The sequence below is a fragment of the Methanobrevibacter sp. genome (assembly GCF_036307625.1).
Taxonomy (GTDB): Archaea; Methanobacteriota; Methanobacteria; order Methanobacteriales; family Methanobacteriaceae; genus Methanocatella.
The window spans coordinates 1-21,288 of record NZ_JAXJXF010000063.1 but is presented as its reverse complement, the minus strand read 5'-3'; the positions used below and the strand labels follow the sequence as shown (position 1 = coordinate 21,288).

The 21,288-nt window shown below is 33.3% G+C and carries 18 protein-coding genes; 12 read left to right on the top strand and 6 right to left on the bottom strand.

The window, feature by feature from the left end; all coding sequences use genetic code 11:
- A partial coding sequence (locus UIB65_RS03785) for a hypothetical protein (RefSeq protein WP_330039789.1) occupies positions 1–923 on the bottom strand: 923 nt, incomplete at its 3' end.
- A 171-nt stretch (positions 924–1,094) separates the two neighbouring features.
- Here UIB65_RS03785 and ilvC point away from each other — a divergent pair.
- Both ilvC and UIB65_RS03775 read left to right on the top strand, forming a co-directional pair.
- Positions 1,095–2,087, top strand: coding sequence for a ketol-acid reductoisomerase (gene ilvC, locus UIB65_RS03780; RefSeq protein ID WP_330039788.1), 993 nt, complete (start codon positions 1,095–1,097; stop codon positions 2,085–2,087).
- 55 nt (positions 2,088–2,142) lie between these two features.
- Entirely contained in the window at positions 2,143–3,147 is a 1,005-nt protein-coding gene (locus UIB65_RS03775) for a methanogenesis marker 12 protein (RefSeq protein WP_330039787.1), read from the top strand.
- 4 nt (positions 3,148–3,151) lie between these two features.
- Here UIB65_RS03775 and UIB65_RS03770 read toward each other — a convergent pair whose 3' ends face one another.
- A complete protein-coding gene (locus UIB65_RS03770; RefSeq protein WP_330039786.1) occupies positions 3,152–3,355 on the bottom strand; it encodes an LSM domain-containing protein in 204 nt (67 codons plus the stop codon).
- A 61-nt stretch (positions 3,356–3,416) separates the two neighbouring features.
- Between UIB65_RS03770 and UIB65_RS03765 the strand changes: the two genes are divergently transcribed.
- Positions 3,417–3,578: a hypothetical protein gene (locus tag UIB65_RS03765; protein ID WP_330039791.1), complete on the top strand. Its 162-nt coding sequence runs from the start codon at positions 3,417–3,419 to the stop codon at positions 3,576–3,578.
- A 5-nt stretch (positions 3,579–3,583) separates the two neighbouring features.
- Here UIB65_RS03765 and surE read toward each other — a convergent pair whose 3' ends face one another.
- Positions 3,584–4,360 carry a 5'/3'-nucleotidase SurE gene (surE, locus tag UIB65_RS03760; RefSeq protein ID WP_330039785.1) on the bottom strand — a complete coding sequence of 259 codons (777 nt, stop codon included), beginning with the start codon at positions 4,358–4,360 and terminating at the stop codon, positions 3,584–3,586.
- Positions 4,361–4,488: 128 nt separating this feature from the next.
- Here surE and UIB65_RS03755 point away from each other — a divergent pair, with 128 nt between their 5' ends.
- A complete protein-coding gene (locus tag UIB65_RS03755; protein WP_330039784.1) occupies positions 4,489–5,388 on the top strand; it encodes a restriction endonuclease in 900 nt (299 codons plus the stop codon).
- Here the strand turns inward: UIB65_RS03755 and UIB65_RS03750 are convergent.
- Positions 5,374–6,435 (bottom strand): oligosaccharide repeat unit polymerase family protein, encoded by a 1,062-nt coding sequence (locus UIB65_RS03750; RefSeq protein ID WP_330039783.1) that lies wholly within the window; start codon positions 6,433–6,435, stop codon positions 5,374–5,376. The two genes, UIB65_RS03755 and UIB65_RS03750, sit on opposite strands and share 15 nt — an antisense overlap.
- 2 nt (positions 6,436–6,437) lie before the next feature.
- Complete coding sequence (gene cfbB / locus UIB65_RS03745) at positions 6,438–7,793, bottom strand: Ni-sirohydrochlorin a,c-diamide synthase (RefSeq protein WP_330039782.1); 1,356 nt, start codon at positions 7,791–7,793, stop codon at positions 6,438–6,440.
- A gap of 202 nt (positions 7,794–7,995) precedes the next feature.
- Here cfbB and UIB65_RS03740 point away from each other — a divergent pair, with 202 nt between their 5' ends.
- From UIB65_RS03740 to UIB65_RS03730, 3 genes are all read left to right on the top strand, one after another.
- Entirely contained in the window at positions 7,996–9,819 is a 1,824-nt protein-coding gene (locus UIB65_RS03740; RefSeq protein ID WP_330039781.1) for a threonine--tRNA ligase, read from the top strand.
- A gap of 66 nt (positions 9,820–9,885) precedes the next feature.
- On the top strand, positions 9,886–11,127 hold the full coding sequence (locus UIB65_RS03735) for a bifunctional 5,6,7,8-tetrahydromethanopterin hydro-lyase/3-hexulose-6-phosphate synthase (protein WP_330039790.1): 1,242 nt from the start codon (positions 9,886–9,888) through the stop codon (positions 11,125–11,127).
- 57 nt (positions 11,128–11,184) lie between these two features.
- Positions 11,185–11,466, top strand: coding sequence for a zinc ribbon domain-containing protein (locus UIB65_RS03730; RefSeq protein ID WP_296805130.1), 282 nt, complete (start codon positions 11,185–11,187; stop codon positions 11,464–11,466).
- On the opposite strand, the gene UIB65_RS03725 is transcribed toward UIB65_RS03730, so the two are convergent.
- Positions 11,463–12,317, bottom strand: a complete 855-nt coding sequence (locus UIB65_RS03725; protein ID WP_330039780.1) for a phosphoserine phosphatase — start codon at positions 12,315–12,317, stop codon at positions 11,463–11,465. The genes UIB65_RS03730 and UIB65_RS03725 overlap by 4 nt on opposite strands.
- Before the next feature lie 205 nt (positions 12,318–12,522).
- On the opposite strand from UIB65_RS03725, the gene UIB65_RS03720 reads away from it, so the two are divergent.
- From UIB65_RS03720 to UIB65_RS03700, 5 genes are all read left to right on the top strand, one after another.
- On the top strand, positions 12,523–17,577 hold the full coding sequence (locus UIB65_RS03720; protein ID WP_330039779.1) for a cobaltochelatase subunit CobN: 5,055 nt from the start codon (positions 12,523–12,525) through the stop codon (positions 17,575–17,577).
- A 4-nt stretch (positions 17,578–17,581) separates the two neighbouring features.
- Positions 17,582–18,289 (top strand): DUF2162 domain-containing protein, encoded by a 708-nt coding sequence (locus UIB65_RS03715; protein ID WP_296805124.1) that lies wholly within the window; start codon positions 17,582–17,584, stop codon positions 18,287–18,289.
- An 8-nt stretch (positions 18,290–18,297) separates the two neighbouring features.
- Positions 18,298–18,942, top strand: coding sequence for a MotA/TolQ/ExbB proton channel family protein (locus UIB65_RS03710; RefSeq protein ID WP_296810327.1), 645 nt, complete (start codon positions 18,298–18,300; stop codon positions 18,940–18,942).
- Between the two features lie 12 nt (positions 18,943–18,954).
- Positions 18,955–19,287, top strand: a complete 333-nt coding sequence (locus UIB65_RS03705) for a DUF2149 domain-containing protein (protein ID WP_330039778.1) — start codon at positions 18,955–18,957, stop codon at positions 19,285–19,287.
- Positions 19,288–19,527: 240 nt separating this feature from the next.
- A partial coding sequence (locus UIB65_RS03700; protein WP_330039777.1) for a DUF3344 domain-containing protein occupies positions 19,528–21,288 on the top strand: 1,761 nt, incomplete at its 3' end.

Sequence of the window (21,288 nt, the reverse complement as noted above, 5' to 3'; positions counted from 1 at the left end):
TAAATGTTCGGTGTAAATTCAAAAGTGGAGTTATTGATTAGGGTATTTTTTAAAATCACTTCACTTCCTTTGTTGTAATATCCTCCTTGAAACATAAGTTCGGAGTTATTTAAAATTGCCTGTTCAAAGTTAATATAGCTATATTCAAGGTCAATTATAGGTCTATCAAATGAGGTGTTTCTAACGTTGATTCTGTCTGACCATCCTTTTAAATTTGAATTGCGGAATTTTAAGTTATTTATGTTAATGTTATAATGGGATAGTGAAATTTCTGAATTGTTTAGACTGGAATTTATCAAATCTATGTTGTTTTGCATGAATATTATTGAGCTTCCACAGATAAAAATGAAGTAATTGTTTTTTGAAGTAATTGTAGAGTTATAAAAAGCACAATCGATTATTTTTGAATAGTACTTGTATCCCTGATATAAGTTCAATTCAATTTTTGATTCATTGAACACGCAGTTATCAAAGGTATTATTCAATTCCTTGCTGGTAAAATTTGCATTGATAAATTTACAATCTAGAAAGTCCATTTTATGGCGACTTATCAAATTTAAATCTTTAAAGGTAATATTTTTAAAAATAATGTGGTTCCCGGTATTTCTGATGTCGTAGAGATCCTTTGCAATAATGACTGTTCCATTATAGTCAGGTTCCGCTTCTTTTTCAGTATCTAAAAATAAAGTGGAATTTTTACCATCAATGATTGTCTTTTCTTTGATTCCTTCAATGGAAATGGATTTGTTTAGATATAAGTGTGTTTCCTTTTCAGGATTTAGTTCATATGTTTTTTCATCAAGTTTTATGCTTCCTTGATCTTCACATTCATCTATTAAATTTTCAATATCTCCAGTATCGGTATTATTTTCAGATGCGGATACGATTCCGATGCCTAAAAATAAAATTAATGAAAATAACAATATTGAATATAATTTTCTAATAATATCACCTAAATAACTGTATACTATATGTTACAGTTAATAGTATTTAAAATTATATTTTAGGTTACTTTTATAAATATAAAAAATCATATTTATTAAGTGATATTTGATATCTTAACTTTTATCAAATTATTTAGCGAGATGATTTAAATGAAAATGTACTATGATGCAGATGTAAATACTGATGCTTTAGAAGGTAAAACCATTGCAGTAATTGGTTATGGTTCCCAAGGTAGAGCACAATCTAGAAACATGGCTGACAGTGGAGCTAATGTTATTGTTGGTGTAAGAGAAAATGGTAGTTCTTGGAACTTAGTCCAAGAAGATGGTATGACTGTAAAAACCATTGAAGATGCAGCTAAAGAAGCTGATATCATTCACATTTTACTCCCTGACGAAATCCAAGAAAAAGTATACAACGAACAAATTGCACCATATGTTGAATCTGGCAACACCATTTCATTCTCTCACGGTTACAACATCCACTTTGGTTTAATTAAACCTGATGAAGATGTAAACATTGTAATGTTTGCACCTAAAGGACCTGGATCCATGGTAAGAAGAACTTACGAAGAAGGCTTCGGTATTCCTGGTTTAGTAGCAGTTCAACAAGACGCTACTGGTGATGCTTTACAGCTTGCATTAGGCATGGCAAAAGCTTGTGGATTAACTAAAGCAGGTGTTTTAGAAACCACTTTCCAAGAAGAAACAGAAACTGACTTATTCGGTGAACAAACAGTTTTATGTGGGGGTATTACTGAATTAATCAATGCAGGATTCACTACTTTAGTTGAAGCAGGTTACCAACCTGAAATCGCTTACTTTGAAACCTGTCACGAAGTAAAACTCATCGTTGACTTAATTTATGAAAAAGGTTTTGCTGGAATGTGGCATGATGTAAGTAACACTGCTGAATATGGTGGATTAACCAGAGGTAATAGGATTATTACTCAAGAAGCAAAAGACGGTATGAAAACTGTTTTAAAAGAAATCCAAGATGGAACCTTCAAAAAACAATGGGCTGAAGAAAACGCTACTGACGGCGCTAACTTAAAAGAATTGAGAGCTGCTGAAAGTCAGAAAGACATTGAAATCGTTGGTGAAAGATTAAGAAAAGCTTGTGGATTACAAAAAGACGATTAAGTCTTTTTAATCCTTTTTTACTATTTTTTTATTTATTTTTTTATGTGTGGTAAACATGGTATTTGTTGGGATGGACCATGGGACTACTGGAATCTCATTTTGCATAATGTCCGATGAGGGAGACATTATTGATGTTTTTAAAATCGGAAGAGAGGAAAGTAAAGAAGGTTTGGTCTCTGCTAGTGAGGAATTGACCAAACGTATTGATTTGAACTCTGTTAAATTAATGGCCATTACTTATGCAATGGGTGATGGCATTAACAAGATTTTACCTACTGATAAGGTTGAGGATAGGGGAATTTTATCAATCAACGGTGCAGGCAAGGTAACCGGTGGCGGAACATCAGTATTTTCCGAATTACAGGAATTGAATATTCCATCAATTATGATTCCTGGTCTTCATAAGGACTCCATTTCTTTGGATAAATTATTTAGGGCCGCTTATTCTCATCAAGCAAGCCCTGAAAAAGTGAGCATATCATATAATGCCATCAAAGAGACTGGTTGGAGCAATTTTATTGTTGCAGATATCTCATCTAACAGTGTAGATATTTTAATTGAAGATGGCAAAATTAAAGGGGCTATTGACGCTTGTTTAGGTGCTATGGGTATTGTACACGGACCTTTGGATTTGGAAATGATAAGGGACATTGATGAAAACAATGCGTCCGCTAATGGATGTTTCTCACATGCTGGAGCAATTAAAATTGCAGGCATCGATGGCAAGGTTGCCAATATGAAAAATCAGCTTTTAGAAAACTACAAAAATGGTGATGAAAAAGCCATATTAGCTATTGATACATTAATCATGACTGTGGCTATGGAAATTGCAGGCCTTGATGTTGTCTGTGAAAATGAGATAGAAGGTATAGTGCTGACAGGATCTGTCGGAAGTGCTACCGAACCGTTTGATTTCAAAGATGAAATCAATAAATATTTCAAAAATAAGTATCCTTTAGAAATCATTTCAAAGGAATCAGGTGCAATTGGTGCTGCACAAATAGCAATGGATGTTTTCAATGGTAAAAAAGAAATCTTAGGAATTGAAGTAGATATCTAAGATTTCAATCTTCTTTTAAACTAATAAATATAATATTTCCGCCTTTAATAGTTTCAAGGCCGTTCTCATTTTCAAGGACAAGATTTAGATAATTATCGATAGCAATTATTTTTCCTTCACTTTGATAGTCGCCTCTTAAATCTACAGTTACATATTTATCTTTAAATTGAGTAAAAAGTTTATTTACATTATCTTTATCGAAACTCATTTTTTCAAATCCTTGATTTATATTCTACTTTTATTTTGAAGTTTCAACTTTAAATACTTTAATGTTGATAATATATACTATGGCAATCAATCAATTAGAAGAAAATTTAGAAGCGATTACTAGAACAATTGAACAGTTAAAAAGAGATGGATGCAACGATGAAAAAGTTTTAAATGAACTTCGTGAAGAAAGAGATAAAATACTTAAGGATTTAAACTTATAAGTATTTTACTCAAACCATTTTTTTAATGAATTCATATTGTTGGTCAAATCTATTTTTAAGGGTGTTACAGTAGTTTTTTTATATTTGCATAATTCGTAACCATCACTTCCAGGCTCATCGAAATCATATGGTTCACCGCCAATCCAATAATATGGTTTTCCACGTGGGTCTAAACGTTTATGGATTATTGGCGTATACATCCTTTTTCCTAATTTTGTAACTTCAAATTCTTCATTAACCGGATTATCTGGTATATTTATGTTCAATAAATCAATTCCTTCAGGTAATCCTTTTTTCAAAACGATTTTAGCTAATTTATTAAGCATCTTTCCTGCAAAATCGAAATCTATTTCAATTTCACCGTTTTCAAATTTTATATCGTCCCTTGCGACTTCCTGTGAAATGGCTATTGTTGGAATTCCAAAGCTTGCCGCTTCAATGGCAGCTCCTAAAGTTCCTGATGTTGTTAGTTCTGCTTGGCCCAAATTAAATCCTGTATTTATCCCTGAAATCATAATGTCAGGTTTTTCATCAAGAATTTCAAATAGTCCGATAGTTACTGCATCGGTTGGAGTTCCGCTTACTCCATAGCCTACACTTCCATCTTTCAATGTATGTTTATTTACTCTTAATGGTTCATAAAGGGTTAGTGCATGCCCTATACCACTTTGTTGAGTTTCTGGAGCGATTACATATGTATCACATAATTCTTCTACTGCTTTTTTTGCAGTTAAGATTCCTGAAGCAGTTATGCCATCATCATTACTTATCAATGCTTTCATATATTAATTAAGATATAACCTTGTTAAAATATTTTTATCTTTTAGGGGTCCATATGATAAACTTTAATAATAATTTAATTTATAAAATATATTATTAATTTTTTGAAAAAACACATGCGGGTGGAAATTTGGAAAAACCACAACTTATTAATTTTATAGCTAAGGTAATGGAGGACTCTGGTTTCAAGGTTTATAAGAATTTTAAAACCTCTCAGAGAGTTATAGATATATATGCTATTTTACCTACTAATATTGGGGATTTTGGTGTAGTTGTAGCATGTAAAAACTATGATAAGGACTTTGAAATTGGAGTGGATGTTTTAAAAGAAATGGAGGAAGTTGGAGAAAGTCTAAAAGCATCTAAGGTGACTATTGTTTCTTCTTCTTATTTTTCAAGCCAGGCAACAAATTATGCGCTTAGAAAAAATATTAAATTGGTAGACCGGGACAATTTGCTTGAGCTTGCTAAAAAATATCAGGATAGAACTTCTCAAACCACTTTGGACAATACATCATATGATGGTGGAGCATCCGCATATATCGAAGAGGAATATCCTGAATATACTTATGATGCTTCTGATATGGAATATCTAATGCAAAGAAGAGATCAAAATCCTGTTGTTTATAAGAACACTCTTTATAGGGAAACTGGCGAAAACCATTCTGGAGGTTTGTCTTCCTTATTAAATAGGGGAGGAGCCATGGTCAAGGATGCCGGTTACGGTTATACTACTTTATATAATTATGACCAAAGAACAAATGTTCGCGAGTCACTGTTCTTCAGATTAATTCAAAATCCGATTATAACAATTATTGTGGTTGTTATTATTTCTTATCTTTTATCATTCATCTTTGGTAACCTTTTAAGGATGGATGCTGGAATTACAGGATTAATTGAAATGATTGTAGCTTTAGTTTTATCATATGGCTTGTCATTAATGACTGTAAGAAATAGTGATTTTATTGTAAGGGGAACATTCATCTTCTTTATCTCATTAGTAATCTTAATTATATTAATTTTTGTTTAATTTAATATAATTAAAATTAATTATTATTAAAATCAATCCTAAAAGATATAAGAACCAAATCATTATGTCTGTGGGTCCGGTTTCTATCCAAATTAATGTGTGTGTTAGTATAATGGAGTAAATTCCAACTCCTATTCCTTTTTTTATTTTATGTACCAATTGTAAAAATGCTCCCATAAACAGCATCTGAATTGTTAATCCGATTAATCCGAAATCAAGGTAAACAGGTCCAAACATTGTGGAAGTTAAGCAAACATCGTAATGCAGTACGTATTGTCCAATGAATGTTCTAGGACTTCCTGATGAAAAAATCATGCTTAAGATGTGTCCATGTGTGGTTCCGCCTAATGGAATTATTTTTTCAAATACTTCTAATGTGAATGCTGCCCTATAGAAAAGAAGTTCCAAAGGATTCAATGTCCAGTGTTGGTTTGCAATTGATTGTGATGCAATATATCCTACTGCAAGCAATCCGACAGCAATTATAGCTATAAAAATTATTCCAATCTTTCTTGATATTTTATTAAGATAAAAAAGTGTGATGAATGAGCTTACTAAAATTCCAAGAACTGATGTTCTGTATCCGTTCAATCCAAAAATCAATGCTCCCAGAATCACGAGCAACAAATATTTTTTATTGTAATATTTTGCAAGCAGGAGGTTTATCATTATTAAAAACAGTGGATAAGCTACTCTCCAGATGTTTGTTGTAGCATTGGATTTCAAAACGCTATTGAATAGGGGAATTCCTCCAAGCAGTACCATATTCAAAGCCTGTAAAATTAATGCAGCAATGACCAGTATTAACAGAAGTTTTTCGGATAAAAAGTCCAGATTTTTGGTCTCATCTATGCTAATTTTGTATTTAATGCAAACTGCGCCGACTGTAAAAATGATACATGCAAAAATGACGGTTAGTATAACTTCTAGTTTTAGAGGGTCTTCAAATCTGTAATTGAATGATCCGATATATCCCATTGCCAAAAATGCAAGTATTGCAACTACAACCAATAAAGGCTGGAAAAAATCAATTTTTTCAAATTTCATTTTTATCCTCCTAGTTCACGAGATGATATGGCCAGATTTCCTCCAAAGTTAGGCATTGCCGCAACATGGGTATGCACATAACTTGCAAGTGTATTTCTTTCCATAAATCCGTCATGATTATTGTATGAACCTTTTCCTCTTAATATTTTAAATGCTAAATCATGATGGATATTGTTTTCATCAACCAGTACTTTAGAATAATGGAATTCATGTCCATGGAATTTTTCACCTTTTTTTGAGATGATGTTGTCCTCTGTGACTTCAGCAATGGTATACTTTAGTGCCTGCACCCTATCTGTTAAAACTGCCTTGTAAGGATATACACTAACAACTTTATCTTCATGGATAGAATTCATAAGATACATTAAACCGCCACATTCGGCAAAAATAGGCCTATCTTCTAGGTGGAAAGTGCGGATTTCTTGAAGCATTTTTTCATTTGCACTAAGTTCTTTTGAAAAGAGCTCAGGATATCCTCCTCCGATATATAGTCCGTCAACATCAGGCAATCCTTCGTCGTTTAAAGGTGAAAAGTATTCTATTTTAGCTTTGTTTGCCTCTAAAGATTCTATATTTTCCTTATAATAAAAGTTAAATACTTCATCATATGCCACTCCAATTTTTACCTTTTGTTTATTTAGCTTGTTCCAAATCGGAACAATGTCTGAAGTGATTTTCGGAGCTTCACCGGCAATTTCAACCAGTCTGTCCAAGTCGATTGAATTTTTTATTACATTTGACCAGATGTCAATGTATTTAAGAGAATTTTCTTTTTCACGAGCAGGAACAAGACCTAAATGTCTTTCTTCTATTGATATTGAATCATCACGTATGATTCCACCGATAACCTCGGTTTTAGTTATCTCTTCAATCGATCTTTTTGTTTTTTCGTAGTGTGCCTTGTTTTTAACTTTGTTTAAGATAACTCCAGCAATATTAATTTCTGGATCAAGCGCTTTAAAACCCAAAACCAATGCGGCGGCACTTTTAACCAGACTCCTTGAGTTTATGATTAATATAACAGGTGCCTTTAGGGATTTGGCTATTGAAGCGGTACTTCCTATATCATTTACAGAATCAATTCCTTCATAAAGTCCACGAACACCTTCGATTATGGCAATGTCTTTTCCATCCATAGCCTTTAGATAGGAATCTCTAACCTGTCCGGATTCCATAAAAAATGAATCCAGGTTTCTAGAAACATTACCTGTGGCCAATGTGTGGTAAGATGGGTCTATATAATCCGGTCCAACCTTAAATGGTTGAACATTGTATTTTTCGCTTAAAGCTTTCATAATTCCGGTAGATATTGTGGTTTTTCCGACAGCACTACCAGTTCCTGCTAAAATGATTCTCATAATATTAAGTTGTCTTATGTTATATTAATTAATTGGTTTTTTTGTTAGCTTCAGTTTAGATTATCTAAAAATTGTGTTAAAAATAACTAAAAACATGATTTGTACTTTTGCAAAAATCAATAGGGTTCTGCAAATTTTTTTACATGAGCTATTTTTATATAATATTAAAAATAAAATTTAAACCATAATATATGGTGATTAAATGAGAATTTTATTAATCCATTCTGATTATTTAAATTACAATGTAAAGAATAAAACACCTGTTGCTAAAGAAATCGACGACGCTCAAATGGAAGGTGCCTTCGATGACTCTTTAGTAGTATTTACAAGTGTTGAAAAAGATGATGAAAATAATCCAGAAGGTATTGTTAAAAATTTAGTCAGTGAAGTCATGAAAACCAATGAACAAGTTAACGCTGAAAATATTGTTTTATATCCATACGCTCACTTATCTTCTTCATTAGGTTCTCCAAAAATAGCTATTCAAATTTTAAAGGATACTGAAGAAGCTTTGCTTGCTGAAAATTTAAATGTTAAAAGAGTACCTTTTGGATGGTATAAGGCGTTTGAGATTTCCTGTAAAGGTCACCCATTAAGTGAACTTTCAAGAACTATTACTGCAGATGTTGAAGAAGAGAAAGTTGAAAGAAAACCTTCAAAATGGCAAATCCTTGAAGGGGACAAAATTACTCAAATCGATGACTTCAACTTTGAAAACAGAGCTTTCAAACAACTTGTTGATTATGAACTTGGACAAGGTGCATCCGATGAAGGAGAACCGCCTCATGTCAAATTGATGAGAGAAAAGGAAATATGTGATTATGAACCTGCATCTGATGTTGGAAATCTCAGATGGTATCCAAAAGGAAAATTAATTAGGGATTTATTAGCTGATTATGTTTATGATTTAACTGTCGACCGTGGGGCAATGCCTGTTGAAACTCCAATTTTCTATGATTTGGACAATCAAGCAATTTATGAACATGCTTACAAATTTGGTGAAAGACAATACAGAACCGACACCAAAAAGAATTTAATGCTTAGATTTGCGGCATGTTTCGGCGCATTTAGATTGATGTCTGATTCATATTTGACATGGAAAAATTTCCCTGCTAAAATCTTTGAATTAACCAGATATAGTTTCCGTTTTGAGAAAAAAGGAGAAGTTGTTGGTCTTAAAAGATTAAGGGCATTTACCATGCCTGATTGTCACTCATTCTGTTGTGATGTACCTTCTTCTTTGGAAGAATTCTCTCAACAGACTGATATGTGTATGCAAACAGGTATAGATTTGAATCTTGACTTTGAAGTGATTTTCAGAGCAACCCAAGACTTCTTTGAAGAAAATGAAGAATGGATGTATGAAATTGCCCACAAGTTCAACAAACCAATTCTTTTAGAAATCTTGCCTGAAAGACACCACTACTGGGTATGTAAAATCGACCTGGCAAATATCGATGCTTTAGGCCGTCCAATTGAAAATCCTACTGTACAAATAGATGTTGAAAGTGGTAAAAGATTTGACATTACCTATTTGGGAGAAGACGGCAAGCAATATAATCCTACAATCTTGCACACCTCACCGACCGGAAGTATCGAAAGGGTTTTATGTGCAATGCTTGAAAAAACCGCAATTGAAATCAATGAAAGATCTCCAATGTTGCCAACTTGGTTAAGCCCAATTCAAGCAAGAATATTAACCATTGGTGAAGCACACAAGGAATTTGCAGATGAATTGTATGCCAAAATCAATGCTTCAAACATTCGTGTAGATGTTGATGACAGGGATGAAAGTGTTGGTAAAAAAATCAGAAATGCATCCAAAGAATGGATTCCTTACATTTTTGTTGTAGGTGACAAGGAAATGGAATCTGGTAAATTCCAGGTGACTGTACGTGAAACCGGTGAAAAGGTTGAAATGACAGTTGATGAATTAATTGATGAAATCAATACAAAATGTGAAGGAAAACCTTTCAGAAAATTTCCTTTGCCTAAGGATATTTCAAAAAGGATTAACTTCCAATAATTATATTTACAAATAAAAACATATTATAAAATGTTATTATATAACGGAGGAAATTTAATGGACCCAATGTATAGAATAGGTGAAGCTCTTATTGGAGACGGACCTGAATTAGCTCACGTTGATTTATTAATCGGTGATAAATTCGGACCTGTTGGTCAAGCTTTCGCTAATGGATTATCCAATTTATCAGTTGGACACACTCCATTGACTAGTGTAATCAGACCAAACTTAATGACTAAACCAGCTACTTTAATTATTCCTAAAGTAACTGTTGGAGATTTAGAAGATGCAAGTAAAATATTTGGACCTGCACAAACTGCTGTTGCAAGGGCAGTAGCTGATGCTGTTGAAGATGGCTACATTCCAAAAGATATTGTAGAAGACATCGTTATTAACGTAAGTGTATTCATTGATCCTTCTGCTAAAGATTTCAGAAAAATTTATCAATACAACTACGGTGCAACCAAATTAGCTATTAGAAGAGCTATGGAAAATTACCCATCCATCGACAAAGTACTTGCAGAAAAAGACCGTGGAACTCACCCAATTATGGGATTCAAAGTCAAAAAACTTTGGTCACCACCATACTTGCAAGTTGCACTTGACCTCGATAATGAAGCAGCAATGGAAAGAATCATTAGTGATTTACCTGACAATGACAGAATTCTTCTCGAAGCTGGAACTCCACTCGTTAAAAAATTCGGTGTTGGAATCATTGGTAAAATCAGAGCATTACGTCCTGATGCATTCATTATTGCTGACTTAAAAACTTTAGACGTAGGTCGTGTAGAAGTTAAAATGGCAGCAGACGAAACTGCTGATGCAGTTGCAATCTCTGGTCTTGGTACTGTTGAATCTATTGCTAAAGCTATTCATGAAACTCAAAAACAAGGTATCTATTCCATCCTTGACATGATGAATGTAGCTGAATTCGAGAAAAAATTAGCAAAATTGCCTGAAGATTTAAAACCTGACATTGTTTTATTACACAGAAATGTTGATATGGAAACCTACAGGGCAGAACATGGTGAAGACACTAGTGACATGACTGAATGGGGTAACATTAAAGACATCAAATCAGCTCTTGGTCCTAAAGGATTAATTGCTGTTGCTGGTGGAATCAAACCTAATAATGTTGAAGAAGCTATAAACAAAGGTGCAAACATCATTATTGCTGGTAGATACATTATTGGTTCAAGAGATGTAAGAAGAGCTGCACAAGACTTCTTAGAACATTTCGACCCAGACCCAGACAACATGAGACTTGCTATGGACGAAGACGAAAATATTGAAGTAAAAGATGACTAGTAAATTAGATTAATTTCTAATTTATTTTCTATTTTTTTTAAAAAAGGAGTTTTTATTATGGGATTTTGTAATTCATGCGGTAGACCAATTGTCAGAGAAGATTATGGAACCAACAAGGACGGAAGTCCAAACGATGAATTTTGCATTGATTGTTATCAAAATGGAGAGTATACAGAACCTGATATAACTCTAAATGAAATGATTATAAGAAAATCAAAAGAAATGATGGAAAAAAATCCTAGATTGCCGGAAACCCAAGCGACTGGTATTACTACAATGTTTATTCCGGGATTGAAAAGATGGAATCCTGAGTTTCAGGATGATTATAAAACTCTTTAATTTCCACTATTTAAAATAAATTCTTTAACTTTATTAGCTATGTATTCATCGTGGCTTCTAGTGGATTTTATATTATATATTTCTTCTTGCAAATCGTTGAATTTGTCAACTAAATCATTATATTCCAAGCGTAATGAATCGTAATCTTTTTCTAAATCTTCATTGAGCTCATAAATCTCTGCATAACTGGTTTTTGTACTGAGATTTTCATGTTTTAATTGATCATATTTGCTGGTGATTTGGTCATAGCTGTTTTTGATACTTTGATGTTCCTCTTTTAGGGTGGAACATTTTGTTTTTAGATTTTTATTTTCCTCTTTAATGCTTGAATATTTGGTTTTGAGATTTTCATTTTCTGTTTTCATATTAACGAATTTTGTTTTGAGGTTTTCGTTTTCTATGATTAATTTGGAATGCTTGTCTCTTATGGTTTCATTTTCTTTTTTCAAGCTGTCAATATTATTTCTATTCATGGTGTTGTATTGATTTTCAATTTCGGTGATGACTTCATTTTTTGCAGCGATTTCAGCTTTAAGATCTTCAATTTCTTTTTCATATTCTAAAGTAGATGGGTTAATGTTATTCTCAAGTTGTTCTCTCAATTCCTTCACTTCCTGGACATGCAAATAATTAGCTATTTTTAAAGACTCACTCTCTTCCTCTCTACTTTTAAATGTTTCAATCTCGCTGTGGGGTATAATCAAAACTTCTTCCTGGTTATTGTATATGTCTTCATTTTTTGGAACGGTGATTTGAATTTGTTCTGTAGTATATTTCTTTCTTTCACCGTTTTTTAGAGTTCTGTGATACTCTCTTGAATATTTTTTTACAATACCTTTACCTATTTTCATATTATACCCTTCGCTTATTATGTTGTATATATTGTGTTTGAGAGTATAAATATTTTTATTAAAATTGATTTTTTTAAGGATTTGTCTTTTTTTGAACAGTAATACTTTTTTCCAATATTTGCGAAATAAGTAATACTTTAAATATATTTATTAATATTAAAAGTAATAATTAATACTGGTTTTTATATTAATGGTAGGTAGTATTATGTTTTGTTTAAAAAATAAGAAATATTTTTGTTTATTAATTTTATTAATAACGATATTTATCCTTCCTCATTCATTTGCATTGGATAATTCCACTTCAAATGATTTGTCTATTTCGGATAATGATAATACTGTATTAACAGATAATGTTGTTGAAGAGTCTGTAAGTAATAATAATTTAATGAGTGATTCATCCAAATCTCAGAATATCACTTTATTTATTGTAAGTGATAATCCCGGAACTAACATTTTGGATAAAGCCAGTGATGAATTGAGCGGTTCTCAAAATTTAAGTAATATTAATTTGGTTATTCGCAGCGGTGAGCAGATAAAGGAAATGAATGATGTTGAACTGGTAAATCTGCTTTCTTCAAGTGACGGATTTGTTGGTGAATGGATAAGCAGTGATGTAGATTCAGTTTTAACAAGTATTTTAGGTAAATATCCTGAATTATCAAATAAAAAGTTGTTTCTTATATTAGAACCTCCTTCAGGTAAGTTAAACTCTGGTTCAAGCTCAATAGGTTTGATTAGAAACAATACAATAAATTACAAAAAGATTTTCACATCTTTTTCCGACCAGGAATTGATTTCATATTTTGAAAATACAAAAAGAGGCAAAAACTATGCCGATGTTTATAATTACATAAACAGAAGCGCCACAAAATTCAACCCTCTGTTCAATCAGATGGTCCTTTATAAAAATATAAATGATAAGGAAAATCTTAAAAATCAGATATTGTACACATTAAACTTCTTGGGCACTAATTTCGAAGTCAATGCTCCAACATTTACCGGTGTAAAGCAGTATGGAATTTATAGGGACAGGTGGTATTCCCTTGATGAGTATATTGCAACTTTCTTCAATTCAGATAATTCCAGAACTATCGGTATACTGGAAAGTACAATGTATATCGAATCTCAGCAATTGCATCCATGTTATGGTATTATAGAAGCATTAGAATCAAGGGGATATAATGTAATCCCTATTTTTGCTGCAGGAGGATCTGCCGAACAATTGAAAGTTATGATTGAATCATGGACAAGTGCAAAAACAGATTATTCAGGATTTTTAACTAATCCTTCAAATTATGATATTTATGTTGATGCAATAGTCTCCATGGTTGCTTATGGTGTCGGAGGCCAAAATTTTTCCAATGCTACAAACTTTTTTGAAGAGGTAGGCGTACCTGTATTTAGGGCCGTACACTCCGATTATGTTTCTAATGAAATGTGGGAATTGGGATCTACTGGTCTTACAACAGAAAAAAGTGATAAATGGTGGCATATTACCATTGCTGAAACTCAGGGAATCATTGATGCAACATTTGTCGGCGGTCAATCAAAGTATATTTCCAATAGAACAGGAGCGCAGATTACTACCTACATTCCTTACACTAGAAATATTGAGCTATTAGCTGACAGAATTGATTCTTGGGTTGATTTGAAATACACTCCGAATGTTGATAAGTTAATTTCAATAATTTATTATAACTATCCGCCAGGAAAGCAAAATATCGGTTCAAGCTACTTGGATACCATAACAAGTATTTACAATATGCTTATAACTTTAAAAAATGCTGGTTATGAGGTTGGCGAGTTACCTGCTAACGTTTCCGAACTTGAAAATTTAATGCTTAAATGCGGTATTAATGTAGCTACCTGGGCACCGGGAGAACTTGAAAAACTAGCTAACCAGTCAGGCGTTACATTATTGCCTGTTAAAGAATATACAAAGTGGTTCAATTCATTGGATGACATTGTTAAAATACAAGTTACAGATGGGCCTGTCGCTTACATTGGTGAACTTTCAAGGCGTGCAGTTGAGCTAAACTATACTGCAACCATTGGTGATACAATTGATGATTGGTATAATCAGGTTGTTGCTCTGCTTCCAGAAGAAAATGCCGATAAATCCAAAAGAGTTTTAGATAACATTGTATCCAGTTTAAAAGATTATACTAAAACTCGAGATGTGAAATATTATAATCTATTCCTGAAATACTTTGAAGAGTTTAAGAAGTTGAACATTTCAGGTTTGAATGGTTGGGGAAATGCACCTGGTAACGTAATGGTCGTTAACAGAAACGGTGTTGATTACTTTGTCATACCTGGTTTGACTTATGGAAATATATTCATTGCTCCTGAACCTCAAAGGGGATGGGAATCTGACATTGAAAACCTGTATCACTGTACTGCCGTAGCTCCAACCCATCAGTATTTGGCGGCTTACTACTATATGCAGACCAAATACCATAATGCAATGATTTTTGTTGGAAGACACGCTACACATGAATGGCTGCCTGGAAAAGAAATTTTACTCTCAGCCACCGATTACGGATCAGTTGTAGTCGGAGATGTCCCACAATTATACTTCTATATTGCAGATGGTTTGGCTGAAGCTATTCAGGCAAAAAGAAGAGGTTTTGCAGTTATAATTTCACATTTGACCTCTCCAATGTCTTACACTCATTTATATGGAAACTTGTCTGTTGCGGCTAATTTGGCAAATGACTATGCTGCCAATCCGAATGCTGGGACTGCCAATAAATTGCGTGATTTGATTATAAAAAATGATTACTATATCAATTTGGGTCTTTCAAAGGATGAAGTAAAAACTATCGCTGCTTCTTCTCTTGTTGAAAAAGTAAATAAGTTTTTAGTGGAGATGCAGTCTACCCTGTATCCTTTAGGACTTCATGCTTTGGGTCAATTCTGGAGTGAGCAGGACTTGGCAAGTACAGTCTCAGCAATGCTGTCTTATGATTATGCTCTTGACAATAATCAGGGTGTTTTAAATTTATTCACTCAACTTTCAAATGGATACTTCTCAAAGGAATATAATCAGCTATCCGCATCTCAAAGGGAATTCATCCTAAACAAATCCTATGATATCGTAAAGACATTGATTTACTGGGATGTTGACACGGTCAATAATCTTTTGATAAGTCAAAATCAAAAATTCGACAACCCTACATTTTTAGCTTGTCTTGAACTGGCTAAAAAGTATATTGACCTTATTAATTTCAGCGTTTCAAATGAACTGAATGCAATGATTGATGGATTAAATGGTAAATATGTTCCGGTCGGTGAAGGTGGAGAACTTGTAATAAAACCTGCAATTCTTCCGACAGGTAAAAATATGTTCCAGGACCAGTCATCTGAACTTCCAACAATGGATGCTTGGAATTATGCAAAAAACCTTGCTTTATTAACCCTTGCTGATTTGGATGATGACACTGAAAAGATTATCATGGGAATCTGGTGTGTAGAAACAGCAAGAGATGATGGTGCATTGGTTTCTGTTGTTCTTTACTTGTTGGGTATGAAACCTGTCTGGACAGACTCATCAAGTGCAGGTTATGACGATGAAGGAAATCCAACAGGTAAAAAAGTGAGTGCAATGCCTGAAGTAATCAAATTGGATGATTTGACCCGTCCTGACGGTTGGGATAAAAAAAGAATTGACGTAACCGTAATCACAAGTGGGCTATTTAGGGATTTATACTCATCACAATCTATCTTGATGGATAATGCATATCGTGTTGCACTTGCGAGATCATACTTAACATTAATAGGAAATGCTACTTTGATGAATTCTGCACAGGGTAAGAAATTACGTGAAGCTCTTGAAGGAGTAATGCAAAGCATTAACTATTATGGAGTTTATAACGAGCCGTTGGATTCAAATTATGTGGCACAGCATTGGATTGAAGATACATTGTTCTATTTAAGTCAGGGTTATAATGCAACTTATGCAGGGGAATGTGCAATAACCCGTATTTTTGCACCACCTAATGGAGATTATGGTGCAGGAATATCAAAATTGGTATCAATGTCATGGACATGGAACGATACAAGCGAACTTGCAGACTTCTACCTTGGAAGAATGGGTAACATGTATTCCAAAAACTATTGGGGAGATACAAATCCATTGGTATTCCTAAGGGCTCTGTCAAACTCCGATACAATTGTGGCCAGTCGTAACACTAACCAGTATGGTGTACTTGATAACGATGACTTCTTTGATTACTGGGGCGGTTTGTCAATGACTGTAGAAGATATTTCCGGCAAGGCTCCTAAATTCAACGTGTTGATGTATGCGGATAAAAACAATGCATACATTTCATCATTGGAGGAAGTAATGTATAAAGAAATTGCTGCAAGGTATGATAATCCGGATTGGATTAAAGGAATGATGAAAGAAGGTTACAGCGGTGCCCGTTACATGTCAAATAAATTTGTAAGCAATTTGCATGGATGGCAAGTGACAAGACCATCAGCAGTATCAGATGACTTGTGGAATAGAATTTATGATACTTATTACAATGATAAATACAATATTGGCGTTAAAGATTGGTTGATGAGTGGTAACAATGCATATTCACTTATTTCCATGAGTGGAACAATGCTTACAACTATCCATGAGGGTTATTGGAATGCAGATAAGGCAACAATAAGTGATATAGCAAATACATGGGCTCAAGCAACTATTCAGAATGGTGTGGCATGTTGTGATTGTAGTTGTGGTAACATTGCAATGATGCAATGGGCTGTGCAATATGTCAATCCGGATATTTTGGCACAACTACTTCCTAAATTATATGAGGCAACTAAAAATCCGGTTTTCAAGAACAATACTCAATCAACTCAGCCACCGGAAACTGAATCAAATGATATTCAAAAGGAAGCTTCAACTCAAAATCCAGTAAAAGGATCAATTTCATCTGCAACTGTTAAAACAAATTCCAGTTCAACAACTTCTCAAACCACTGCTCAAAGTGGAGATAATGCTCAGGGGGAAGCATTTTCAAATGTAGGTGCTGGAAGTGAATCAGTACAAGCTGGAAGTTCATCTGCAGAGGGAGCAGATGTTAAAAAATCAGTTGAAATAAATCCGATATCTTCTCAATCAGCCAGCGAAGTTGGTTTATCAATAGTTGCTGTTTTAGCTATTTTGTGCTTGATTATGGTTGTGGCTGTCGGATACTTTAGAAATGAAGATGATAAAGATAAAGTTCAAGATTTAGATAAGCTATTTAATGAAAGAGGGTAAGTTTATGGATGCAATTAATATTTTATGGCAACTTGGAATATTGTCAGCGGTTTTAATTTTTGGAGTCAAATTGGGCCTTGCTACAGGCCTTGCAAATATGTCAAAGAAATATTTGGCACTAGTGTCAATAGGATATGGTGGGGGAGTTTTAATATTGACGGAAATTTCCTCATTTTTCACAGACCAAATTACGGATTTAATTTATACATATAACTTTGAATTTTTCTTAATCATGGCAATAATCATGATTTTGGCAGGAATATTTACAATTAGGGAATATAAAGTATTTGAAAAAAATACCACTGCAGCCACTTGTATGGCGGTAGTTGCTCCATGTCCTTGTTGTTTTGGTTCAATTATAGTGAGTATAATGCTTGTGGCGCCTACTGTAGGTTTAGGATTGATGAATTTAAGTCTAATTGTAGCTTTGGCATTAGTTTTAACAATTGTTGTGACTTATTATGCTTCTAATTACTTGGTAAAATTCATTGATAAGCCTTATCCAATAGTATTGGGCAATTTCATGTTCTTTTTAGGAATTTATTTCCTATTGTCTGCACTGTTCTTGCCGAATATTACTGCAATGATTCAAAATCCTATGGAAGCAATATCAATATCATCTCCATATTCATTAATTGGAGCATTAATATTGGTGCTTGTTGTAGTGGCTATTGGTGGAGTAATATCTAGGAGAAACAGTAATTTTAATTAGGTGATTTAATGGTAACAACAATTCCTGGAAGTGAAGTATTAACCTCAACATTAAACATGATTTCACAGAGTCTGCAAATTCCTGTAATCATATTCTTGGTAGTTTTTGCAGTCTTTGCGGTACTTGCAATTGGTGGTTTGATTTCCGAATATACCTCAAGAAAGAAAATCACTCCCGAGCTAATTGAGGAATTGATCTATTCTATATCAAATGCAACTTCTTTAGATGAAATAAAAAACGTTATTAAAAATGCCAATATTTATGAATCTCAAAAAGTTGTTTTAATTAAGATTTTACGTGCAAATTCCCTAACTCCAGAATCAAGACATGCGCTTGCTAAAAAATTGGTTGAATTCGAAGAAAATAAATTCGCAAAATCAATCGAAAGAACCGATGTTGTTACACGTATCGGACCGACATTAGGATTGATGGGTACTTTAATTCCTATGGGGCCGGGTCTTGCTGCTTTGGGGGCTGGTGACGTAAATACTTTGGCTAATGCTATTATCGTTGCTTTCGATACAACTGTTGTAGGTATTGGTGCGGGAGCTGTAGCTTATTTTGTATCCAAAGTAAGGCGCAGATGGTATGAAGAGTATTTGTCTAATTTGGATGCACTTGCAGATGCATTGCTTGATAAATTAAACCAATAAGAGGTTTTGGTGATGGTTCGCGATAAATCTAAAAAACGTTTTTCCGAAGGTGAAGAAGACCCGATGGCTGGAACCTCAAATCTTGTAGATGCAATGCTTGTTATTGCAGTTGGTTTATTAATATTTGTTGTTATAAGCTGGAATATGCAGAGTGTGGTTTTCCAAGATAATCAAAATCCTCAGAAAGCCATTCAAGAGTCTTCGCCTGATGTAACGGAAGTCAGCGAAGGACAAACACTGAATGATACTCCTGAATCTTCAAACAGTTCCGGTCAGGGCTATATGGAAATGGGTAAAGTTTATAAAGATCCTTCAACGGGTAAGCTGATTATGGTTGAAGGATAAAAGTAATACTTTTGATTTTTAATCATTAACCAATTAGTATTACTTTTTTCTTATTTTTTTAGAATATTTATTACTTTTTTTCAAAATAACATTACATGCATATATATTTTTCTCTTTTTAAGGCCGAATAAAAAGTTTTATAAGAGTATTACTTTATAATAATATAATAGTATTATTAGTAATATAATAGTTATTTTTATTATTACTAAATACTTAAGAGAAATGTAATTAAGTGAGATTATGAAAAATAAAAGTTTAATATTTTCAATATTTTTGGTTTTCATAATTGTTCTTAGTGTTAGTGCCATATCTGCTCAGGATGTGGATAATGCTATTTCTACAAGTGGTGATGAAACGGTTATTGGGGATTCTGAACAAGTTTCAGGAGATGTGGATGTTGCAACTGAAAATCCATGGTCTACAAGTGGTGAATTAAGTTATGACATTCCTGCTGATGCTAAGACAATTAAAAGTGCTGATGTTTATGTGAATGTTTATAGTGGTAGTGCTCAAAATACTTACGGTGCGAATGCAAATATAAGTATTTCTACCGCTAATGGAAATGCAAGTTACTCTGAATCTTTATGGACTGAAGACGGTTCAGCTGATGGTACTGTTTATACAGTAAATAATCATACTACTAAATGTTATTCAGATTTCATGGTTCATTATGATGTAACTAGCTTGATTCAAGGTTTAAATGGAACTAATTTAAAAATTAAGGTTGATACCTTTAAAATGGAAAATAAATCATTTGACGGAAGAATAAAATTTATGGGGTTAGTTTTAGCTTATGATGATGGGGACGACGATGTAATCAATTATTTGGTTGACGATAATCAAATTTGGACTAGTTCCAATAAAACTATTTCTTTTAACACAGCCTCATTTAACAATGTATTTGAAGCAAAATTAATCAATATTGCTCTTTCATCATCTGATGGAACTTATAAACTTAATGATGAATTTTTAACTGATTCAAAACATAAGGCAGGTAATTACTATCAATATAACGAATGGAATATAACTAATTACTTTAAAAATGGTAAAAATACTGAATTGTTTGTAATTCCTGGTCAAGGTTACTCTGGACCTTCTTATAAGAGTGTTCTTTCAGTATTGACTGCAAAATCAGTTATAAATTCAGCTGCTATTTCTAATTTTAAAGTAGTTGATAATTCTAAAGATGTTGTTTATCCTGGCTTTGCTAATAAATTGACAGTTACTGTTACTACTAATAAGGCAGGCAAATATGTTGTTGTTTTATTGGCTAATGGTACTGTTGTAAATTCTACTGAAGTTGATTTGGCTAGTGGTGATAACACCTTGACTTTGATTGACCCTACAATCAGGCCTTTGACTGATCATATCAAATATGACGGTTCCGGAAACTATGATACTGTAAATTACCAAACTCAAGTCCTGTTTGAAGGATTCTTATTGAATGAAACTTCTTATGGGGCTACTGTTTTGTATAATGGTTATCTTGGTAAGGATACTTATAATCAAACAGGTTTAGAATCTTTCTACACTACAACTATTACTGGAGATATTGTTATTTTAACTAATGGTACTTATGCAAGTGGTACTGGTAAATATGCATTAACCAGTTTCCCGGTTGTTTTATCTGAAAATGATACTTTGGATAAAGCGTTTATTTATGTGACTTACACTTATGGTGGAACTAATGATAATATTAACATGTTTAATGTTACTTTGAACAATAACAGGTTAACTCCTGTTTTCTTCAGCCGTGATGCAAGTAACTTGAAGGCTAATAGTGGTTCTGGTGTAGTCGTTTATGATGTTACTGATTATCTTGTTAATGGTGATAATGTTCTTGATTTGAATAAGACTGGTTCTGCTGGTGTTTATCCAACTACTTTAGTCTACATGTATAATACTACCGGCAGCAAAGTTGAAAAAGATGTCTATATTTATAATGGTGCTGATTTATTAGGTTCCTATGGTGGACTCACCAACCCAATTCGCGTAGACTCT